General features: G+C 64.3%; 17 protein-coding genes. 10 read left to right on the top strand and 7 right to left on the bottom strand.

Features of this window, described 5'->3' with window-relative positions; translation table 11 throughout:
• Positions 1-251: 251 nt before the first annotated feature.
• Entirely contained in the window at positions 252-1,538 is a 1,287-nt protein-coding gene (locus HYR72_07275; GenBank protein ID MBI1814761.1) for an alpha/beta hydrolase, read from the bottom strand.
• 540 nt (positions 1,539-2,078) lie between these two features.
• Here HYR72_07275 and HYR72_07270 point away from each other — a divergent pair.
• Positions 2,079-3,416: a beta-lactamase family protein gene (locus tag HYR72_07270; GenBank protein ID MBI1814760.1), complete on the top strand. Its 1,338-nt coding sequence runs from the start codon at positions 2,079-2,081 to the stop codon at positions 3,414-3,416.
• Positions 3,417-3,426: 10 nt separating this feature from the next.
• On the opposite strand, the gene HYR72_07265 is transcribed toward HYR72_07270, so the two are convergent.
• The 4 genes from HYR72_07265 to HYR72_07250 all read right to left on the bottom strand — a co-directional run bounded on the left by HYR72_07265 (position 3,427) and on the right by HYR72_07250 (position 6,707).
• Complete coding sequence (locus HYR72_07265; protein MBI1814759.1) at positions 3,427-4,254, bottom strand: M28 family peptidase; 828 nt, start codon at positions 4,252-4,254, stop codon at positions 3,427-3,429.
• Between the two features lie 120 nt (positions 4,255-4,374).
• The gene (locus tag HYR72_07260) at positions 4,375-4,722 is read right to left on the bottom strand and encodes an antibiotic biosynthesis monooxygenase (GenBank protein MBI1814758.1); all 348 of its coding nucleotides are present in this window, start codon (positions 4,720-4,722) and stop codon (positions 4,375-4,377) included.
• Positions 4,723-4,817: 95 nt separating this feature from the next.
• Positions 4,818-5,243: a redoxin domain-containing protein gene (locus tag HYR72_07255; protein MBI1814757.1), complete on the bottom strand. Its 426-nt coding sequence runs from the start codon at positions 5,241-5,243 to the stop codon at positions 4,818-4,820.
• A gap of 282 nt (positions 5,244-5,525) precedes the next feature.
• Entirely contained in the window at positions 5,526-6,707 is a 1,182-nt protein-coding gene (locus HYR72_07250; protein MBI1814756.1) for an acyl-CoA dehydrogenase family protein, read from the bottom strand.
• Between the two features lie 678 nt (positions 6,708-7,385).
• Here HYR72_07250 and HYR72_07245 point away from each other — a divergent pair.
• The 6 genes from HYR72_07245 (at position 7,386) to HYR72_07220 (ending at position 11,846) form a co-directional block, all read left to right on the top strand.
• Positions 7,386-7,826 carry a Zn-ribbon domain-containing OB-fold protein gene (locus tag HYR72_07245; GenBank protein ID MBI1814755.1) on the top strand — a complete coding sequence of 147 codons (441 nt, stop codon included), beginning with the start codon at positions 7,386-7,388 and terminating at the stop codon, positions 7,824-7,826.
• The gene (locus tag HYR72_07240) at positions 7,823-8,986 is read left to right on the top strand and encodes a thiolase (GenBank protein ID MBI1814754.1); all 1,164 of its coding nucleotides are present in this window, start codon (positions 7,823-7,825) and stop codon (positions 8,984-8,986) included. The genes HYR72_07245 and HYR72_07240 overlap by 4 nt, the downstream gene beginning before the upstream one ends.
• Positions 8,987-9,013: 27 nt before the next feature.
• Positions 9,014-9,502: a nitroreductase family deazaflavin-dependent oxidoreductase gene (locus tag HYR72_07235; protein MBI1814753.1), complete on the top strand. Its 489-nt coding sequence runs from the start codon at positions 9,014-9,016 to the stop codon at positions 9,500-9,502.
• Positions 9,503-9,578: 76 nt separating this feature from the next.
• Positions 9,579-9,965: an aspartyl protease family protein gene (locus HYR72_07230; protein MBI1814752.1), complete on the top strand. Its 387-nt coding sequence runs from the start codon at positions 9,579-9,581 to the stop codon at positions 9,963-9,965.
• 73 nt (positions 9,966-10,038) lie between these two features.
• Positions 10,039-11,325 (top strand): MFS transporter, encoded by a 1,287-nt coding sequence (locus HYR72_07225; protein MBI1814751.1) that lies wholly within the window; start codon positions 10,039-10,041, stop codon positions 11,323-11,325.
• A 56-nt stretch (positions 11,326-11,381) separates the two neighbouring features.
• Positions 11,382-11,846 (top strand): SRPBCC family protein, encoded by a 465-nt coding sequence (locus HYR72_07220; protein ID MBI1814750.1) that lies wholly within the window; start codon positions 11,382-11,384, stop codon positions 11,844-11,846.
• 114 nt (positions 11,847-11,960) lie between these two features.
• On the opposite strand, the gene HYR72_07215 is transcribed toward HYR72_07220, so the two are convergent.
• Positions 11,961-12,566 carry a GNAT family N-acetyltransferase gene (locus HYR72_07215; GenBank protein ID MBI1814749.1) on the bottom strand — a complete coding sequence of 202 codons (606 nt, stop codon included), beginning with the start codon at positions 12,564-12,566 and terminating at the stop codon, positions 11,961-11,963.
• A 92-nt stretch (positions 12,567-12,658) separates the two neighbouring features.
• Complete coding sequence (locus tag HYR72_07210) at positions 12,659-15,676, bottom strand: alpha-mannosidase (protein ID MBI1814748.1); 3,018 nt, start codon at positions 15,674-15,676, stop codon at positions 12,659-12,661.
• 308 nt (positions 15,677-15,984) lie between these two features.
• Here HYR72_07210 and HYR72_07205 point away from each other — a divergent pair, with 308 nt between their 5' ends.
• Genes HYR72_07205 through HYR72_07195 form a run of 3 tightly spaced genes read left to right on the top strand, consistent with a single transcriptional unit; the run spans position 15,985 to position 19,844 of the window.
• A complete protein-coding gene (locus tag HYR72_07205) occupies positions 15,985-16,761 on the top strand; it encodes an alpha/beta hydrolase (GenBank protein MBI1814747.1) in 777 nt (258 codons plus the stop codon).
• Between the two features lie 20 nt (positions 16,762-16,781).
• Positions 16,782-17,828 (top strand): ferritin-like domain-containing protein, encoded by a 1,047-nt coding sequence (locus HYR72_07200; protein ID MBI1814746.1) that lies wholly within the window; start codon positions 16,782-16,784, stop codon positions 17,826-17,828.
• Positions 17,829-17,846: 18 nt separating this feature from the next.
• A complete protein-coding gene (locus HYR72_07195) occupies positions 17,847-19,844 on the top strand; it encodes a tetratricopeptide repeat protein (protein MBI1814745.1) in 1,998 nt (665 codons plus the stop codon).
• Positions 19,845-19,902 lie beyond the last annotated feature (58 nt).

The following is a 19,902-nucleotide window of genomic DNA, read 5'->3' as shown; positions in this document are numbered from 1 at the left end:
GGGAGGTTCACCGGGAGACAACCATCAACGCCAGTGGCCCGGTGCGGCTGCGCGCGGACCACCACCCCGCCGCCCCCGCAGAGAAGAGGTGTGGCTTTCATCCCGCCCCTTGACAAACCGAACCATGGCAGACGCAGAGAATGGCTGAGGAGAATAACGGAAGGTTCGAATTTTCGGATTTCAGGAACATTGCGGTTCCAACTCGATTCTTCCTTCTTCTCGGCGTCTCCGTGTTTCTGTGGTGAACTTCTTCATCCGGCCGCGGAGCGCATGTCCGCGCCGCGATCGTCCGCTCGCTGCGACTGCAGATGCTTGCTGTACACGTACGAGAGAAACCGCTCGACGCCGTGGATGGCGAAGGCGGTGCGCAGCGACGGGAACAATTCGAAGGCGTGCTGTGCGCCGGGAATCTCGGCGTACGCCACCGGCGCGCGCGTGTGGGCGCGCAAGGTCTCGACGAAGTGGCGCGCTTCGGCGACGGGGACCAAGGTGTCGAGATCGCCATGGAGAAGGAAGAACGGCGGCGCGTCGGCGTGGACGCGACTCATCGGCGACGCCTTCTCGTACGCCGCGGGCGCCTCGGAAAGCGACGCCTTCATGACCCGTTGCTCCAACAGCTCCGCCAAGGCGTCGTGGTGTGACACACCATGGCGATCGGTGAAGTCGTAGACGCCGTAGAACGGCACGCAGCCCTGCACCGACGTGTCGATCAACTCGAACCCGGGCTGGTACTCGGGATCGTTGGCGGTCAGCGCGACCAGCGCGGCCAAGTGGCCGCCCGCCGAGCCGCCGGTGACGACGATGAAGTCGGGGTTGGCGCCGTACTCCGCGCCGTGCTCGCGGATCCATTGGATCGCCCGCTTCAAATCGATGAGATGTTCGGGAAACGTCGCATGCGGGCTGAGCCGATAGTCGGCGCTGACGCAGACCCAGCCGCGCGCGGCCATCTGCAGCATCAGCGGCAGGCCTTGCTCGTTCTTGCTGCCGATCACCCAACCGCCGCCGTGGATCTGCAGCAACGTCGGACAATCGGTCCGTCGTGAGCGATGGCGATAGACATCGAGTTTGAGATTGATGCCGGCGGCGCGAGTGAATTGAATGTCACGGATGCGTTCGACTTCCGGGTGGCGCTGCGGAAACGGCAGGAGAATCTGTTTCCAATCGACCGCGGGCGCGAACTGGGCGCTGATGGTGGGCGCAATCTCGGCGCGGTAGCCGGCGCCGAGTCTGTCGCACAGCGCGCGTTCGACGACGCCTTCAGTCTCGCTGGCGCGCCAGTAGCAGCGCCAGAGCCCAGCCCACGAAATCAACGTCACCAGCATTCCCAGTTTTCCGGGCCACGCCGCGAGCGCGCCGACACGGATGAAGATCAGCGTCATCACGAGCTGCCACGCGATGTGGTGCAACGCCAGCTCGGTGGTTAGCCAGCCGGCAAAAAAACTGATCGTCGCGCGCCGCGGCGGCGCGAACGTGGGGCGATATGCGTTGTAAGTAAGCCAGGCGCCGATCAGGCTCACGAACAGAAACAGCCACGTCATAGAAATGATCCTCCAGCGGAAATCTCGCGCTGCACCTTGCCATCTCCGCGCGGCTACGGGAAGAGCGGCAGCGCACACTTGGCCCCTCGATACGCTGTCCTCGATACGACGCCTTGGGCGTCTACTCGGTCTGCTACTCGAGGAAGCGGTTTTCCTTCTGGGTGGTGGGTCGGCGCTAGCGGGCGGGGCCGCCCGCCCTAGCGATATAGGAAGCCACAAGTCTCTTTCCGACAGACGGCGTGCAAACGCCTGACGGTGCTACTCGGCCCTGCTATTCGGAGAAGCGGATATTCTTTCGCGATACCCCAAGATCCGTTTGCCCGAGTAGATCGCGAAGCGATCGTATCGAGGGCCTTCTTGTGCGAAGCCGGGGCACTCAGGCAAACATGATCGCAGTCAGTGAAACTGTTCTTCTCGCCCGGCCGTTGGCCTGATATTGAAAGTGGACGGAACGGGTCAAACGTGAACTTCACCGAACGCCATTTCTCCCTGCGTCTCCGCGCCTCTGCGCCTCTGCGTTGACTTCCGAAACGTGCCGCAATGCGTCTCCCCTTTGTCACCGCCTGCCGCGTGCCCGCCTCGCTCGAGTCGGTGACCGCGATCAATCGCCAAGCGGAGGTGGAGCCGCGCGATGTCGGCGTGAAGCCCGCGGCGGTTGCGGGCATTTGGGGCGCGGTGGAGAAGCTCTACCAGAGCGGTTTGCACCCGGCGATTCAGTTGTGCGTGCGCCACCGTGGCGCGGTGCTGATCGATCGCGCCATCGGTCACGCGTCGGGCAACGGGCCGCACGATCAGCCCGAGGCGCCGAAGATCCTCGCGACGCCGGTGACGCCATTCAACGTGTTCTCAGCGTCGAAGGCGATCACCGCGATGCTGATTCACTTGCTCGATCAGCGCAACCTGATCCGGCTCGACGATCCGGTGTGCGAGTACATCCCGGAGTTCGGCACGCACGGCAAGCAATGGATCACCATCCGCCACGTCCTCGCCCATCGCGCCGGCATTCCCAACCTGCCGCCCGAAGCGATGGATCTCGATCTGCTCGCGGACTGGGACCGCATCGTAGCGCTGCTATGCGCGGCGGAACCGACATCGCGACCGGGGCGACAGCTCGCCTACCACGCCATCACCGGCGGCTTCGCGCTCGGCGAGGTCGTCCGCCGCGTCACCGGCAAGACCGTGCGGACGCTGCTCGACGAAGAGATCCGCCGTCCGCTCGGGTTGCGCTGGCTCAGCTACGGTGTCCGCAAATCCGACGTCGCGCGGGTGGCGCGCAACTACTTCACCGGTCCGCCCGCGTTACCGCCCCTCTCCACCGTGCTCAATCGCGCGCTGGGGGTGCCGTTCACCGCCATCGCCGACTTGGCGAACGATCCGCGCTTCCTGATCGGCATCGTGCCGTCGGGCAACATCATCGCGACCGCCAGCGACCTGAGCAGCTTCTATCAACTGCTGCTCAACGGCGGCGAGCTCAACGGCGTGCGCATCTTCGAGCCGCGCACGATTCGCCGTGCCACCGGTGAGCAGTCGTACCTCGAGATCGATTTCACGCTCGGCCTGCCGTTCCGCTACGGCATGGGCTTCATGCTTGGCGGCGAGTGGTTCAGCCCGTTCGGTTCCGACACCCGCTACGCGTTCGGCCATCTCGGTTTCACCAACATCGTGGCGTGGGCCGATCCCGAGCGACAGGCTGCGGTCGCGTTGATGACCAGCGGCAAACCGCTAGTGTATCCCGAGCTCTACCACATGTGGGATCTTCTGCAGCAGATCGGGCGCGCGTGCCCGAAGACCAAAGGTTCGAGGGTTCAGGGGATCAAGGGTTCGAGGGTTCGGACGACCAAGGGTGAGCGGGATCGAGGGCCAAGGGTTCGAGCGTGAAGACGTCGCGTTACTCAGCGAACTCGACAACCGCAGAATAGACGCCCACCACCACCAGCGCCATGCGGCGGTAGTCGAGCGTCTCCGGTGTGTCGGCCGGAGTATGGTAGCGCTTGTTCCGGTAGAATGAGGTATCGGTCACCATCAACGCGTCGTAGCCCGCTTCCCAGTAGTTCATCTGGTCGGAGAGGTCGATATCACTGAGTACTCGCGGCGCGCTGAGCCATTCGACCGGCAGCACCGTGGCCGCTCGCATCGCGTTCCGCATCCGGCGAACCGTGAAAAACTCGCCTAGTGTGCCGACCACCGCAACGAAGTCGCCTCGCGACGGATAAAACGGGCGCATCAGAGCGAGGGGATACTCTTGGCTGTTCGGCGCGTCGCTGAAGTAACCAATCATCTCGAGCGAGATCATCAGGCGCACACGAACCCCTTCGCTCTTGAGCGCCGAGGCATGCATCGTGCTGCCCATATGTTCGGTGCGAAAGAACGGCGGCTCTTCGAGCGAGTAGGCGACCAACTCGACGCGCCTCGGCAAGTGAACGCGCCCGAGCAGATGCGCCAGTTCAATCAGTCCCGCGACACCACTGGCATTGTCGTCCGCGCCAGGCAGTGGACCTGCGGCATCGTAGTGCGCGCCGATGACGATGCGGTCAGTGGACTCCGGGCCGAAGACGGCGATCACGTTGCGGTAGATCGTATCGTCTACGTCGTAGGCTTGCTCGGAGACAAGGGCCTGCGCCTGCTCAAATTCAGACCGGATGTACACTGCCGTTCGGTCGAGGTTGCCTGGATGTCGCGCATCGCGCGGGAAGTACTCCCGCGCCAGGGTGCGCACATGCTTCTCCAATCGTGCCGGATCTACGGCAGGGAGGTCGGCCACTGCCACAGATTGAGCCGGCGTCGTTAGCGATCCCAGTAGTCCGACTAGCAGCCAACACCGTAACACCGTAACAGCCTATCCCTCCGTAGAAAACACCACCTCATGAATCTCCAGCACGTTGGGGCCGGCGAACATCTCGGCCGGCGGCCGGTTACTGTGCGCCGTGCGGAACGATTCGCTCTTGGTCCAATCCCAGAACGCGTGCTCGCTCTCCCAGTAGGTTTGCACCAGGTAGTAGCCTTGCTCCTTGGATTCCTCCCACTGGCCGCTGGCGTGACTGAAACGACGCTGCACCGGACGCATCACCAGGTTCTTGATGAATCCCGGCGACTGATCGATCAGATGGGCGCGATGACGGAATCGATTTTCGAAATCGGCCTCATGGCCGGCGGAAACGGGAATGCGATTGGTGACGACAAACACTGTGCGGTCCTCCTCTTCAATGCGTGAGCGGATCGTACCTGGGTGCCGTCGGTGCGACAACCATGATCTCGCCGCTCAAATCCGGACATGACGGGTTAGGATGAGAGCGAATCGAGCGCGAGCAACACGTCGGTCGTCGCCGGCAAGTCGCCCGAATGCTTTGAGCGATGGAGATAGCGCAGCACTCCGGCGCGATCGATGATGGCGAGCCCGGGGAGTTGGAACCAGTCGGAGGATCGCAGCAACGAGCCGCGGATGCTGACCTTGTAGCCTTCACGTACGGCTTGATTACCGGCGAAGATGGGATCGATGAGAATTTCCCTCCACCCAGCGCGCGGCAGGCCGAACGATTGGTAGCTCTCCTTCCCGGGATCGCCGAGACACGGATAGCTGACGCCGAGTTGTCCGCAGAAGCGTTCGGCTTGTGCCGTCGTGCCTTGGCCGATGGCGACGACCTCGGCGCCGCGGGCGCGGATCGCGGTGTACTCGCGCTGCATCTCGACGAGATGCTGCTTGCACACGGGTCAACCGAAGTGGCGCAGAAAAATGAAGACTGTGGTCTGCGCGCGCCAGAAATCGGAGAGATACACCGCCTCGCCATCGTGACGGGTGAACGTCGCATCGGGCGCGGGCTGGCCAATCACCGGCAGATCCATGCGGTGCGTGTAGCAGGTTCGCGGTGCCCGACGCCAGCTGATTGCGGCGAGAGTCAGCCTTCGCCAGTCCGGTCCGAATCGTTGAAGCACGGAGGGCGGCGCATGCGTCGCCCCTACGGGTGAAGGAGCATTGCAAGGACGGCGTGCCTAGCGTGGCAATCCGAGCATGCGCTGGGCGATGACGTTGCGTTGAATCTCCGAGGTGCCGCCCATGATGGTTTCGGAGCGCGAGTAGAGATAGTCGCGCTCGATGGCGAGCGCATCGAGATCGCGCGGATCGTCGCCTATGCTGCCGTAGGGGCCGAGCACCGCCATCGCGAGTTCTTGCAACCGCTGATCGGTCTCGCTGCCGAGGATTTTTTCGATCGAGCTCTCCACGCCGGGCTGACCGGTGCGGAGCAGGCGCGTCAGGCTGCGATAGCCGACCAGCCGCAACAACTCGACTTCGATGTGCGCCTGCGCCAATCGTTGCCGCGTGAGCGCGTCGCCGAGTCCGTTGCCCTGGTGGCGCGCGATGCGGACGAGGTGTTCGAGACTGCGACGGATCCTGCGCTGGAAGGTGAAGGTCCACACCGGCCCGCGCTCGTGCGCGAGGATGCCCATCGCGATTTGCCAGCCGGCGCCGGGCGCGCCGATCATCAGATCGGCCGGCACTCGCACGTTGTCGAAGAACACTTCCGAGAACTCCGCGTCGCCGGTGGCTTGCTTGAGTGGACGCACGCTGATGCCGGGCGTCTTCATGTCGACCAGCAACAGGCTGATGCCTTTGTGCTTGGGCTGATCCAATTCGGTGCGGCAGAGCAGGAAGCACCAGTCGGCGATGTCGGCGTGACTGGTCCACACCTTCTGGCCATTGACGACGAACTGATCGCCATCGCGTTCGCCGCGCGTACGCAAGCCGGCGAGGTCGGACCCAGCCCCCGGCTCGGAGAAGCCCTGACACCAGAGATCGTCGGCGGCGAGCAGTGGGCGAATGAAGCGGCGCTGCTGCGCGTCGGTGCCGTGCTTGAGCAATGCGGAACCGATTAGATCGACGGCGCCGCTGCTGGCGATCGGGCGCGGCGCGCCGATGCGATCGAGTTCCTCTTCGAACAACCAGCGCTCGATGACGGTGGCGCCCCGCCCGCCGAGGTCGCGCGGCCACGAGATAGCAGCCCAGCCGCCATCGAACAGTTTGCGTTGCCACTCGCGCGCGATCGTCAACCACATTGGGTCTTCTGCGCGTGTCCACGCGTGGTCGCGGCGCCACGCGGGCGGCACGTTGGCCTCTAGCCACGCGCGCGCCTCGGCGGCGAAGGCCAGATCTTTCTCGGCGAAGGAAAAGTCCATGACGGGATGCCTCGATGAGTTTCGCAAACGTTGGGGCCGCCATTTGCGCGAACGAACATTTGTTTGTCAAGCGGCGCTGCCACTGGAGGCGGGTCAGCACGACCCCGGATGCGGGGCTTCGCCCCTGCGCCCCTCCGAGGAGAAAACCGAGCGCGGTTTTCTCCTCGGGCTCCTCTTTCGCGCGGACGCGCCGGGCAAATGGGGCGCGTCACTGTGAGTCGGCCTCGCGCGTCTACCTCGGTGATTCCACCGTGGGCGCCCCCGCCAATGATGCGCTGCTGTTCTGCAGGCGATTGCCTCGGCGGGAATTTCGGCTGACGGGGACCTACTTCTCGTAAGCCATGGAGTCGGATGCCCGGCGCAAGAGCGGAGAGACAACCGGTCGACGAAAGCGCCGATGATCGCACCACATCTCCAGAGGCCGACCTGTGCGCTGGGCAGCGCAGCATTGGTATCTTTAGGTCGATGCGGCTGGGCGGCATCGCTCGCGTGAGGCCGGCTCACAACGCCGTGGCCCATGGCGGAGCGCAGCGAAAGCGAAAGGGAGCGCGAGGGAAAACCGCGCCTCGGTTTTCCCTCGCTTCGAGCTTCGACGAGGCCACGTCCATCGGGTGACCTTCCCTCACGTCGCCCGCCTTGACCCACCGCCGACCCGTTCCTATAACGGCGCGACTCGTTATGGCCGACACCTACACTGGACCCGTTCCGAAGCCCACGCCGGAAACTCAACCGTTCTGGGATGCGACCAAGCAACATACGCTGAAGATCCAGCGCTGCGGCGATTGCGCGCGGCACTACTTCTATCCGCGTCCGCTGTGTCCGCACTGCCTGTCGCGCAACGTCGCGTGGGTTGCGGTGAGCGGTCGCGGCAAACTCCACAGCTTTGTCATCAATCACCGCGCGCCGCGCGGCTTTCCGGCCACCGGGCCATTTGTCATCGGCATCGTCGAGCTCGATGAAGGCGTGAAGATGATGAGCAACATCGTCGGCGTCGAACCAGACCCAATGCTGCTCCGCTGCGACATGCCGGTGGAAGTGGTGTTCGAGGACATCACTGACGAGATCACGTTGCCCAAGTTCAAGCCGGTGACCCCAAGTTTCAAGCCGGTGACTCGATGAGTGCCGACATCACGAAGTTGCGCGGCAGCGTCGCCATCGTCGGCGCCGCCGAATCGGATGAACTCGGGCGGCTGCCGCACAAGTCGTCGCTGCAGCTTCACATGGAAGCGACGCACAACGCGCTGGCCGATGCCGGACTCAAGAAGAGCGACATCGACGCGGTGTTCACCTCCGGGCGCAACATGGCCAACGATGTGCCCGAGTATCTCGGAATTCGCCCGCGCTTCATCGGTGGGACGCAAGTCGGCGGTTGCTCGTTCATTCTCCACGTCGAACACGCGATGGCGGCGATCAATGCCGGGCTGTGCGAGGTCGCGCTGATCACCCACGGCGAGAGCGGGTACTCGCGCATCGCCATGCCGGCGCCGCGTTGGGGCGACGACTCGACCAACAATCAGTTCGAGTTGCCCTACGGCACCTCGGGCCCCGCGACCGGCTACGGGTTTCTCGCCACCCGCCACATGCACACCTACGGCACGACGAGCGAGCAACTTGCCGAGGTCGCCGTCGCCACTCGCAAGTGGGCGGCGCTGAATCCCAAGGCGTTCGCGCGCGATCCGCTCACCATCGACGACGTGCTCAATTCGCGCATGATCTGCTGGCCGTTCCACCTGCTCGATTGCTGCTTGGTGACCGACGCGGGCGGCGCGGTGATCGTCACCTCGGCCGAGCGGGCGCGCGATCTAAAGACGAAGCCAGTGTACGTCCTCGGCACCGGCGAGTGCGCTACGCACATGATGGTCAGCCAGATGCCGTCGTTCGTCAGTTGGGACGCGGCGCGCATCTCCGGCGAGCGCGCGTTTCGCATGTCGGGAGTGAAGCAAGCCGACATCGACGTCGCCGAGTTCTACGATGCCTTTACCATCGTGCCGATGCTCGCGCTCGAAGAACTCGGCTTCTGCAAACCGGGCGAGAGCGGTGCGTTCGTGTCCGGCCAGCGCACCGCGCCGGGTGGTGACTTTCCGATGAACACCAACGGCGGCGGCCTGTCGTACACGCACACCGGGATGTACGGCATCTTCACCATCATCGAAGCTGTGCGCCAACTGCGCGTCGAGTGCGGCCCGCGCCAAGTGGCGAACGCGAAGACGGCGATCTGCCACGGCACCGGCGGCACGTGGAGCGCCGCGGCGACGATGATCGTGTCGACGGAGCGATAGAGTGTTCGGTCTGCGTGAGGTCGCACGATGAATCGAGGACGGAAGCGGAGTGTGTTCTTGCTCATCACCGGCGCGATGGTCGGCATTCTCGTGGTCTCGAGTGTCGCCCTGGTCAGGGATCCGTTGTCGGCCTATCAATGGCTGTTCGAGAAAACCGACGGGCGTTTCACGTGGCTGGGTGGCCTACCGGTCCTGCTGCTGCGCACGACCGGCCGCAAGACCGCACAAGAGCGCACGGCGGCACTCGTCTACCTGAAGGACGGGGACGAGCTGGTGGTGGTCGCGTCGCGCGGAGGCAGCGACAAACCGCCGCGCTGGTTGCTTAACATTCAGGACCATCCCGAGGTCGGCGTGCAGATCGGGCGGCAACGCTCGCGCATGCGAGCACGCGTTGCCGACAGTCAGGAACGCGCCCGGCTGTGGCCGCTCGTCAACCAGAACAACAGCAACCGGTACGACGCGTATCAAGCGAAGACGAAGCGTCAGATCCCCCTCGTCATCTTGTCACCATTTTGAGGTGCCCGCCGACGCAGCGCCGCGTGGTTGCGCTTTCCTCGCTGACACGCGATCATCCCGCAGACGGGAGAACGCAATGGGCTTGACGGTTTTGGAAGTGGAAGTTGGCAACCCCGCCAAGCCGCGGGTAACCGAGAAGCTAGACTTTCTGATCGACTCCGGTGCGGTGTATTCGGTGGTGCCCGCGCGCATCTTGAAGCGGCTGGGCATCAAGCCGATCAACAAGCAAGAGTTCCGGTTGGCGGACGGCTCCAAGATCGTGCGCAAGAAGGGAGTCGCCCTTTTCAAGTATCGCGAGCGCATCGGAGGCGCCGACGTCATCTTCGGCGAGAAGGGCGACAGCCTGTTGCTCGGCGCCTTTACACTCGAAGCGGTCGGGTTGTCTCTCGATCCGTTGAAGCGCGAACTGAAGCCGCTGCCCATGATGCTAGCGATGATGCTCGCGACGGTGATGCACGCATAGTGGCACGCCGGCCCAGCGGCATCGCTCCCCACAGGCTGGAAGCCGGTTCCACCATGTGCCATGAGGCGGGGCGATGACGCCGCGCCCTCACCGCATCTTCTACGGCTGGTACATCCTCGCCGCCTGCGTGGTGATCGAGCTGTTCGGGCTCGGCTTCGGCGTGTTCGCCATCACCACCGTCTATCCGTACATCGTCGATACGTTTCCCGATTGGTCGCGCACGACGGTGTTTGCGCCGACCTCGATCATCATCGCGACCGTCGGCGCGATGGGGCCTCTCACCGGGTTCCTCATCGATCGCTATCCGATCCGCATCGTGTTCGTCGCCGGTATCATCATCCAGTCTGTCGCCCTGTATCTGTTCTCGCGCGTGCACACGCCGGCGGAGTATCTCACCGCGTCGTTCTTCATCGGTCTCGGGATGTCGGGGGTGACGATCCTGCCGAATCAGGTGCTGGTGTCGCGCTGGTTCCACCATCGCGTCGGCTTGGTGAATGGGATCATCCTGGCGGCGACCGCGCTGGGGGCGGCGATCGCGCCGCCGGTGATCACGCGCTTCATCGAAACCAGCGATTGGCGCACGGCGTTCACGTGGATCAGCCTCGCCGCGTTCGCGCCGCCGATGGTGGTGGTGTTGACTGTCATTCGCGATCGGCCGGAGTCGATGGGTTTGCAAGCGCAAGGCGCGCTCAGTCACGCCGCCGCCACCGCGGCGCGCGCGGCCGACTATACGCTGCGCCAGGCGCTGCGCACCTCGACGTTCTGGATCTTCGGCGCCGCGGTCTTTCTCGGCGGTATGCCGTGCTACTCGTACAACAAACACATCCTCGTGCATCTGAAAGAGCTGGGCTATGCGCCGATTCAGGCCGCCGACTACAAGAGCGTGTTCTTCCTCATCTCGGCGTGCTCACGCATCAGCTTCGGCTGGCTGTGTGACCGCTTCGACAAGCGCCGGATGGTGCTGATTCATTTCGCGCTGATCGCGCTTGGCTATCCGCTGCTGTTGCTGGTTTCGACGCATCGCGAGTTGCTGGTGCCGTGCCTGGCGATCGTCGGCATCGGTTACGGCGGGCTACTGCCGTCGATGGCGATCATGTCGGTGCACTACTTCGGTCGTAGCAATCTCGGAAAAATTCTGGGCTCGTACAAGATCGCCTACGACGTCGCCGCGGCGAGTGCGCCGCTGTTCACAGCGTACTTGTACGATCTCTACCACACCTACGCGGTACCGGATGTGTGGAACAGTCTGTTTGCGTGGATCGGCGTCGCGCTGGTGGCGTTCGGATTGAAAGGCGCGCTGGCGCCACGGGCGCGTGCCGTGGGGGTGGAGGCGCCGGCGATGGCTTCGTTGGAGCTCTGAGCGCTTCCCCGATCTCGCCGCGTTGCCGGCGACGGGGTGACTGAAAGGAGAATGCGATGGCCAAGTTTTCCACCGAGGTCGAACGGTCCGTCACCGTCAAGGTGCCGCTCGCGCGCGTGTACGCCTATCTCTGGGATGTCGCCGGATCGGCGGAGTGCATCCCCGGCATCGATTCGTGCAAGCGCGTCGGTGATGACACGTACAAGTTCCTTTACGAAGAACGCTCGACCGGCCCGGTGAGCCTCACCGTACAGTACACCGCGCGCTACGATGGGAACGGCAAGGACGAGATTCGCTTCGAGGGCACGGCGGCGAAGGGCGACAACACTGATGTCAGCGGCGTCCTCAAGCTCAAGGCGAGTGCGGCGGACGCGACCAAGATTTCGCTGCGTCAGACGCTCGCCCCGGACACGCCGGTGCCGCGTTTGTTGCAAAGTTTGATTCGCTCGTTCGTCGAGAAGGAAGCCGCGGATGCCGCCAAGCAATACTTGGCCAACATCAAGCAGGCATTGGAAGGTTAAGTGCCCTTTCTTGTAGGGGCGACGCATGCGTCGCCCGCGAAGTGACGTGCCTGCGGTGGAGAAATCGGAGGGCGATGCATGCATCGCCCCTACGCTCAGAGAAAATCGACAGCCTCAAGCGGACGAGGGAGTTGAATGCGCCAACTTGCTTTCGAGATCCCGCTTCACTTCAGGCCACTCGGCATCGATGATGCTGAAATAGACCGAGTGCCGCAGGCGTCCGCTGTGAGTGACCATGTGATTGCGGAAGATACCTTCCTGCGTGGCGCCGATGCGCAGGATAGCGTTGCGCGACTTCTCGTTGAGCGAATCGGTCTTGAACTCGACGCGAATGCATCCCCAGGTTTCGAACGCATGGCGCAGCATTAGATACTTCGCCTCGGTGTTAACGGCGGAGCGCTGCCAGCGCGGCGCGATCCAGGTGTGGCCGATCTCGACGCGCCGATTGGCGACGTCAAAGCCGGAGAAGCGGGTGCTGCCCACTGCGTGACCCGACGCGATGTCGATCGTGGCGAACGGCAACGACTCGCCTTTAGCCTGTTGTTGCAGCGCCAGCTCGATGTAGCGGCGCACGTCGTCTGGCGTGCGCAAGACTTGCGACGGATTGAAGCGCCAGATGTTTTCGTCCAGAGCAACTGCGCTGAGGTGAGCATGGTGGTCCAGTGACAGCGGTTCGAGTCGCACCACGCGCCCGGCGAGCGTCACCAGCCGCACGACCATCGCTTCGCGGTTCATCAAGCCCATAGCGCCGGCGAGATATGTCAGCGCGCGCCGACGCGCAAGCGTGGTTCCACGGAGGTTGGAACTCGGGCTCAGCGCACCCGCACGCTCAGCACTTGATACGGTTGATACGGCAGATCGAACGTGCGCGCATCGATTCGCTGCGGCCGCCCGATGCGGGCTTCGAGGAAATCGACCAGCTCGACCGAACGCGCCGCTTTCGCGAGGCGCAGACGAGCGGTGCCGGCGCTGCCGTTGGTTTCGTGCAAACGCAGAACGAAGCCGGTACCGGTCTCGCACGGCGTCACCCAACTCGGCACCAGCGTGCCGAGATTCTCCAACGCGAGCGGCGCGGCGGGCAACGAGTCGCCGGCGGCAAGGAGCACCGGCGCGAACAGCGCGTCGGCGGCCGCCGCCGTGCTCAACACGCGTTCGTTCGTCGCTGCTTCGTGACGGCCGATGGCGAAGCGGAGGTGATGCTCGCCCATGTCGGCGCTGGGGTCGGGCAGCTTCGGACTGCGTAACAGCGACACGGCGAGATCGCCGTCGCGACACGAGAAGCCGAACTTCGCTTCGGTGAGCAGCGCAAGCCCGTTGCCATCTTCGTGCGTCACCGCCGCCCAGCGGCTGCCGGGCACTTCCCACATCGCTTCGTCCGCGGGCACGCCCGGGAGCTGCGGGCGCTGAATCGAGCCGAACGGACAACCGAAGCGCGCCCAGCGGCCGCGATACGCAGTCGGCACGTGATACTTGAGCAGCCGATGCGACTCACGCCAGTCGATGCGCATCTCGACGCGTAGGTGCCGACTGCCGGCCTCAACGATGTAGTCGATTTGTACGCGGCTCTTCTCGCCGATGGTCGCATCGCCACGCAGCCGCACGCGCACCGGGCCATGCTCGACGACGGCGAGCTTGAGCGCGGTCGCGACCCGCTTGCCGGTTGCGAGAGTGTAATGATCGATGTCCCAGGCGTCGAAGTTGGCGGGTGAATCGTCGTATAGCGCGAAACCCGCGGTCCCTTCGAATGCGAGCGCGCGGCCGGCGATCGCCAGCCCGCGGAGTTGTCCATTGCGATCGAACTCTGCGCGCACGATCCCGTTGTCGAGCATGGTTGACGAAACTTCGCGCATGGGCTCATTGCGGCGGCTGTCGCGTAGCCGAGCGCTGCCGAGTGCCGGCAGGTCCAACGCCGCGAGTCGCGGCGCCTTGCCGCGCACCGGCAACTCGACCACCACGGAGCGCGCAATGGGCAAGGGGTTGAAGACGAATGGCGCTCGGCTCCGGCCAGGTCCGCGCAACTCGCTCGCGGCGGCGCGCAGTTCGCGCTGCGCAATGGCGTCGAGTTCGGCATTGAGCTGCTGATACACCAACCCGATCGAGCTGCCGGGGAGCGCGTCGTGAAACTGCGCGAACAACACCCGCAACCATGCGTTTGCATCGAGCGGCTTGCCGCTTTGCACAACGCGCACCGCCTCGTGCGCTTGCAACGCGGTTTCCGCCGCGCGGTAGCGCCGCTTGAATTCCGACTGCGTGGTGTAGGTGCCGCGATGGTATTCGAGGTACAGCTCGCCTTGATACACCGGTAGGCGACTGCGCGCGTGCTGCAAGCGATCGAAAAAGGCTTCGCTGGTGGTCCACTGCGTACGCGGCGCGCCGGCGAGGTTTTGCAGGCGGCGCGCGCGTTCGCACATCGCCTCGGTAAGACCGCCGCCGCCGTCGCCGAAACCGGTGGGTAGCAGCAGCTCCGGATGGACGTCGGCCTGGCGATGATCGCGCATCGCGGTCACGAGGTTGTCGAGTTCGACCATGCCGTTGTAACCGGTGGTGCAGAGGTGCGCGAGCACTTCGCTGCCATCGTGGCCGCGCCACACGAAGCTGTTGTAGGGAAACTTCGTGATCTGCGACCACGTCATCTTCGTCGTGTAGAAATACTTGATGCCGCCGAGCGCGAGAATCTGCGGCAGCGCCGCCGAGTAACCGAAGACATCGGGAATCCAGCACACGGGACTGGGCGTGCCGCGCAGCGCCGCGATCTTGCGCTGCCCGTAGACGAGCGAGCGCGCCAGCGCCTCGCCGCTGGGCAGATTATTGTCGGGCTCGACTTCGAATCCACCCATCACTTCCCAGCGTCCGTCGTGGACGCGTTGGCGAATCTGTTTCATCAACGCCGGCGCACGCCGCTCGACCGCGCGATAGAGCGCGGGCTGGCTCTGCACGAAGGTCACGTCGCGGTAGCGCTCCATCAGCCGCAACGCGGTGGCGAACGAGTGCACGCCTTTGCGCTCGGTCGCCATCTCGGGCCACAGCCAGACGAGATCGAGGTGCGCGTGCCCGCACAATGCCGCTAGCGGCTGCCAACTCTCCGCGGGCAGGCGTTTCGTTAGTGCGTGCAGCGCGGTGCTGAGCGCGGCGACCCCGCCGCTGACGAAGGCATCGCACGCATCGTCCAAGCCACGCAGCAGCAGACGCAACAGCAGTGAACACGAGTCGAGCGGTGGCAAGTGTCCAAATCCGCCGGTGCCTTTCACGCCATCTTGTTTGAGCAGCACCGTGATCAGTTGGATGAACGCGTCGAGATCCCAGCTCACACTCCACGCGAGCGGGTTGCGCACGCGTACACTGCACGCGTCGAAGCGCAATCCGTAGCGGCCGATCATGACGGCGTTCATGCCAACCCCTGGCGGCCAGATCCCCGTCTGCCAGGTCGAGCAATCGAGCCATACTGTGATTGCGCGATCGGGCAGCGGGCAGGTGCGATGCGCGAGATCGAGCCCGGCCCACGGTTCGCCGCCGATGTACGCCGTCGTCTCGCCCTGACAATCCCATTGCAAGAAACGCTGCCCCTGTTCGTTGGCGCGCGGCGCGGGCACGCGCACGGTAAACCAGCGTTGATGCCATCCGCCGCCCGGTGGTCCGAACAGTTCGCCGGGCTTCACTGGCTGGAGTCGCTGCTGGCGCGCTCCATTGATTGGGATTGGCTCGGCGTTGAGCGGTCCGCCACGCACATCGAGCGGCTGCACGCGTTGCCAAATCAAGGCATCGACTTGCGCCTTGGTTTGATTCACGCGCTGCGGGATCACTTGGGGCAGCGGGTTTCGCGTGCGAGCCATGGCGGCGCTGTAGCGAAGTCCGACGGCGAGGGCAACGAGCGCACCACGCGGCTTTGCACGAGAAGGAGCCCCTCGATACGCCGGCCCTCGATACGAAGCCTGCGGCTTCTACTCGGGCCGGCTACTCGGGGAAGCGGTTTTCTTCTCAGGAACCCGACATCCGTTTGCCCGAGTAGATCGCGGAGCGATCGTATCGAGGGCCTTCTTGTGCAGGGCCCATCGACGCCAAGGGAACGGTCGGCGCCATCGGTCCTTTACGTTTCTCGGATTCCGTTCTACGCTCCGTCCGTTTCGACGAAGGTTCAAGCGTGCAGCTCATTCGCGACGGCGTGTCACTGTTCTTCGAAGACTCGGGAAGCGGCGGGCCGCCGCTGGTGTTCGTGCACGGCTGGTGTTGCGATCACACTTACTTCGCGCCGCAGGTGGAGTACTTCCGGCGCACGCACCGCGTCGTCGCAGTGGATCTGCGCGGCCACGGCCAGAGCGACCAGCCGCAGCAGGCGTACACGATGGGCGCGTTCGCCGACGATGTGGTGTGGTTGTGCGCGCAGTTGCGGATCGAGAAGCCGGTGATCATTGGCCACAGCATGGGCGGCGTCATCGCGCTCGTGCTGGCGGCGGAGTTTCCGGGCGTGCCGGCGGCGATCGTCAGTGTCGACTCGCCGATTCTGTTTCCGCCGTCGTTGCCGCCGACCCTGCAGCCGTTTCTCCAGGCGTTGCGTGGGCCGAACTTCCGCGCGGCGCAACAACAGTTCACCAGCGACATGCTCTTCATGCCGAGTGACGACGCCGCCCGCAAGGCGCGCATCATCGACGCGATGGGGCGGGCGCCGCAACATGTCATGGCCTCGGCCTTCGAGGGCATTCTCGGGTTCGATCACGCCGCCGCCGTGGCGGCCTGCCGAGTGCCGTGGTTGGCGTTGTATGCCGCGCAGGTGACGAGCGATCTGGCGCGCATGCGCGAACTGTGTCCGCAGGTTGTGACCGGCCAAACGGTCGGTGCCGGCCACTTCCATCAACTCGAAGTCCCCGAGCAGGTCAATGCAATGCTCGCCCGCTTCCTGGCGGTCGCACTGCCGCAGTAAAATCTCCACAGGAGGTCAGTATGACAACTGAACGTCGTTACGCGTGCCCGCCTACTGAAGTCGAATGGAAGGTCCCTGGGGCGTTCGACACCGTGTTCGAATGGGAATACGAGAACGGCCGCCAGCCGCTGCTGAATCTGTACGAGAAGGGCAAGAACCTGCAGTGGAACACGACCACCCGCATCGACTGGTCACAAGATCTCGATCCGGAGAACCCGCAAGAGCTGCCCGACGAATCGATCTCGATCTTCGGCTCCGCCGTCTGGGAGCGGCTGACGCGCAAGGAGAAGGCGAACGTGCGGCGCCACTCGCAGGCGTGGCAGTTGTCGCAGTTCCTCCACGGCGAGCAAGGCGCGCTGATCTGTACCGCGAAGATCGTGCAACAAGTGCCGAGTGTGGACGCCAAGTATTACGCCGCCACGCAAGTGATCGATGAGGCGCGCCATGTCGAGACGTACTCGCGGCTGCTGCACGAAAAATTCGAGCTAGCCTATCCCATTACACCGACGTTGAAGCGCTTGCTCAACGATGTCCTCACCGATTCGCGCTGGGACATGACGTACCTCGGCATGCAGATCCTGATCGAAGGGCTGGCGCTGGCGGCGTTCGCGTCGATCCGCGATATGGCCAAGAACTCGCTGGCGGCGGCGGTGAACGCCTACGTGATGCAAGACGAGGCGCGCCACGTCGCGTTCGGACGCCTAGCGCTGCGCGACTACTACCCGCAGCTGACGCAAGCCGAGCGCGACGAACGCGAAGAGTTCGCGGTCGAGGCCTGCTATCTGATGCGCGACCGCTTTCTCGCCGAGGAGGTCTGGGAGACGCTTGGGCTGCCGGTCGAGGAATGCGTGTCGTACGTCGATGCGTCGACCGACATGCGCGAGTTCCGTTCGCGACTGTTCACTCGCATCGTGCCGACGATCAAGGACATCGGTCTGTGGGGACCGAAGATCCGGCGAGCGTATGCCAACATGGGCATCATCGGCTACGCGGATACCGACACCGCCGCCTTGGAACGCGACGACGAACGCATCGCCGAAGAGTTCGACGCGCGGCGGGCGCACTGACGCTGGACTGCCGGTCCGTTGCCTCGACATGTCACCGTCACGAGCGCGCTGACGCGCGGTGCGGTCCCGCTGGCGGGACTGGTGCTCACCGCCAGCTTCGCGCTGCGGCGACTCGACGACTTCGACACTTGGTGGCACTTGGCGGCGGGGCGCTGGATGGCGCAGCACCGTGCCATCCCGGTCACCGACCCGCTGGCGTTTCCCACCGCCGATCATCGCTTCATCAACCTCAGCTGGTTGTTCGATCTGCTGTTGTACGGGCTGCACCAACTGGGCGGCCCACCTGCTTTGGTCGTTATCGCGGCGGTATTCTACATCCTCGCCATCGTCCTCCTCTGGCGGATGCTGCGTGCCACGTTAGCGCCGATCCTGGCGACCGTGCTCGCGCTGTGGGTGCTCTTCATCTGCCAGGAGCGCTTTGCGGTTCGGCCCGAGATGGTCACCTTCGCGTTGATCGAACTGCTGCTGTGGGTGTTGACCGCCGCGCGTCGCTGCGATGGCCGATACTTGTGGGGGCTGCCGGTGCTGATGGTGGTGTGGTTCAATCTGCACTCGCTGGCGGTGATCGGGAGTCTGATCATCGGGTGCCATCTGGCGGCCGCGGTTGCGGCGCATTGGCGGCGGTTGCCTTTGCTGTGGCGCACCGCGTCGGTATGGTCGCCGCCGAACGCCAAGCGTCTGTGGATCAGCGGAACGCTGGCGTTGCTGACGCCGCTGGTGAATCCGTACGGCCTCGCCGGCGCGCTCTTTCCGTTGAAGTTGTTCTCCTTCTTCAGCGGAGCCAATCCTTTCTATCAGCAGATCGGCGAACTGCATCCACCGTTCTCCGGGTACGAGCCGACGATCTCGGTCCGCAGCTACCAGGTGTTCTTCCTCTACAGTATCGGCGTGGTACTCCTTGCCGCGGTACTCAGCGCTGGGCGCGGGTCGCGGCCGGTACCGGGTGGGCGCGCGGCGCGACGCCGTGTGGCGACGCCCGCCCCTGAGTCAGTCAGCACTCAGGATGGGCACCAGCCATCCTTCGACATGGCTGGGTTGCTGGTGTTTGTGCTGATGGCCTATGTCTCGCTGCTCGCGCGCCGCAATGTCGGGTTGTTCGCGCTGGCAACCGCGCCGTTCGTTGCGCAGTGCACGGCGATTGTGATTGCGCGCTTGCCGCTGCGGTTGCAAGAAGTACGGCTCAACGTTGCCGCGGCGATGTTGATGGCGCCGGCGATGCTCTGGGGGGCGTGGTTTGTCGCTTCCAACGGGTACTACCGCTGGAATGGCGATACGCATGAGTTCGGTATGGGTCTCATGGAGGTCAACTTTCCGATTCAAGCGGCAGAATTCGTCAAAGAGCTGCAGTTGCCGGGGCGACTGTTCAACGATGTGGCCGCCGGCAACTACCTCGCGTGGGCCGCGCCAATTGCGGGCGGCGTGTACATCGACGGGCGTCTCGGTCTCGAGGATCCGCAAGTCTTCGGATCGTACCTGCAAATGCTTGCGGACCCGGAGGCGTGGGAGACCGAAGCCGATCACGTTGGCATCCAGACGGTCGTGCTGTTCCATCGCTGGCCGAGTCGGCATGTGCTTATCCGCCACCTGAACGACGACGAACGCTGGGCGCTGGTCTACATTGACGAGACGGCCATCGTGTTCGTGCGCCGGGCTGGCCACGAGGCGCTCCTCGAGGCGGCCGTCGAGCGCTTCAGCGAATTGAATGACGCGACGGTTACTCGGTTGATGCAGCCGGCGTCGTCATGGCAGTGGCCGATGTCACGCGCCATTGCGCTGCAGACGTTGGCCGGCGCGCTTGTCGTCATCGGTAACCCCGATGCCGCCGTCACGCTGTACACGCAAGCCCTGACGCTGGGTTTGCCCGGCCACACCGAGGCCCAAATCCGGTTGATTCTGGCATCCGATCAAGCCAACCAGGGCAATCTCGACGCGGCGCGCGAGCAATTGCATCGCGCCGAGCAAGCGGATCCGCACAACGAAGGCATCGCCGAGTTGCGCGCGCAGATTGACGGCTGAGGGTCGGCGTCGACAGTCGAAGGTATCCCACCGATTGTTTGCCGAGTCGCGGCCGGGC

This window comes from Deltaproteobacteria bacterium (assembly GCA_016178705.1).
Classification (GTDB): domain Bacteria; phylum Desulfobacterota; class Binatia; order HRBIN30; family JACQVA1; genus JACOST01.
The sequence above is the reverse complement of the archived record's forward strand: the minus strand, read 5'-3'. Positions and strand labels throughout refer to the sequence as shown.

What these genes read in the sequence shown, in the direction of transcription:
- HYR72_07275 (MBI1814761.1), bottom strand. Translation starts at nt 1,538, where the DNA reads ATGACGTGGCTGTTTCTGTTCGTGAGCCTGATCGGCGCCTGGCTTACT.
- HYR72_07270 (MBI1814760.1), top strand. Translation starts at nt 2,079, where the DNA reads ATGCGTCTCCCCTTTGTCACCGCCTGCCGCGTGCCCGCCTCGCTCGAG.
- HYR72_07250 (MBI1814756.1), bottom strand. Translation starts at nt 6,707, where the DNA reads ATGGACTTTTCCTTCGCCGAGAAAGATCTGGCCTTCGCCGCCGAGGCG.
- HYR72_07245 (MBI1814755.1), top strand. Translation starts at nt 7,386, where the DNA reads ATGGCCGACACCTACACTGGACCCGTTCCGAAGCCCACGCCGGAAACT.
- HYR72_07240 (MBI1814754.1), top strand. Translation starts at nt 7,823, where the DNA reads ATGAGTGCCGACATCACGAAGTTGCGCGGCAGCGTCGCCATCGTCGGC.
- HYR72_07235 (MBI1814753.1), top strand. Translation starts at nt 9,014, where the DNA reads ATGAATCGAGGACGGAAGCGGAGTGTGTTCTTGCTCATCACCGGCGCG.
- HYR72_07230 (MBI1814752.1), top strand. Translation starts at nt 9,579, where the DNA reads ATGGGCTTGACGGTTTTGGAAGTGGAAGTTGGCAACCCCGCCAAGCCG.
- HYR72_07225 (MBI1814751.1), top strand. Translation starts at nt 10,039, where the DNA reads ATGACGCCGCGCCCTCACCGCATCTTCTACGGCTGGTACATCCTCGCC.
- HYR72_07220 (MBI1814750.1), top strand. Translation starts at nt 11,382, where the DNA reads ATGGCCAAGTTTTCCACCGAGGTCGAACGGTCCGTCACCGTCAAGGTG.
- HYR72_07215 (MBI1814749.1), bottom strand. Translation starts at nt 12,566, where the DNA reads ATGGTCGTGCGGCTGGTGACGCTCGCCGGGCGCGTGGTGCGACTCGAA.
- HYR72_07210 (MBI1814748.1), bottom strand. Translation starts at nt 15,676, where the DNA reads ATGGCTCGCACGCGAAACCCGCTGCCCCAAGTGATCCCGCAGCGCGTG.
- HYR72_07200 (MBI1814746.1), top strand. Translation starts at nt 16,782, where the DNA reads ATGACAACTGAACGTCGTTACGCGTGCCCGCCTACTGAAGTCGAATGG.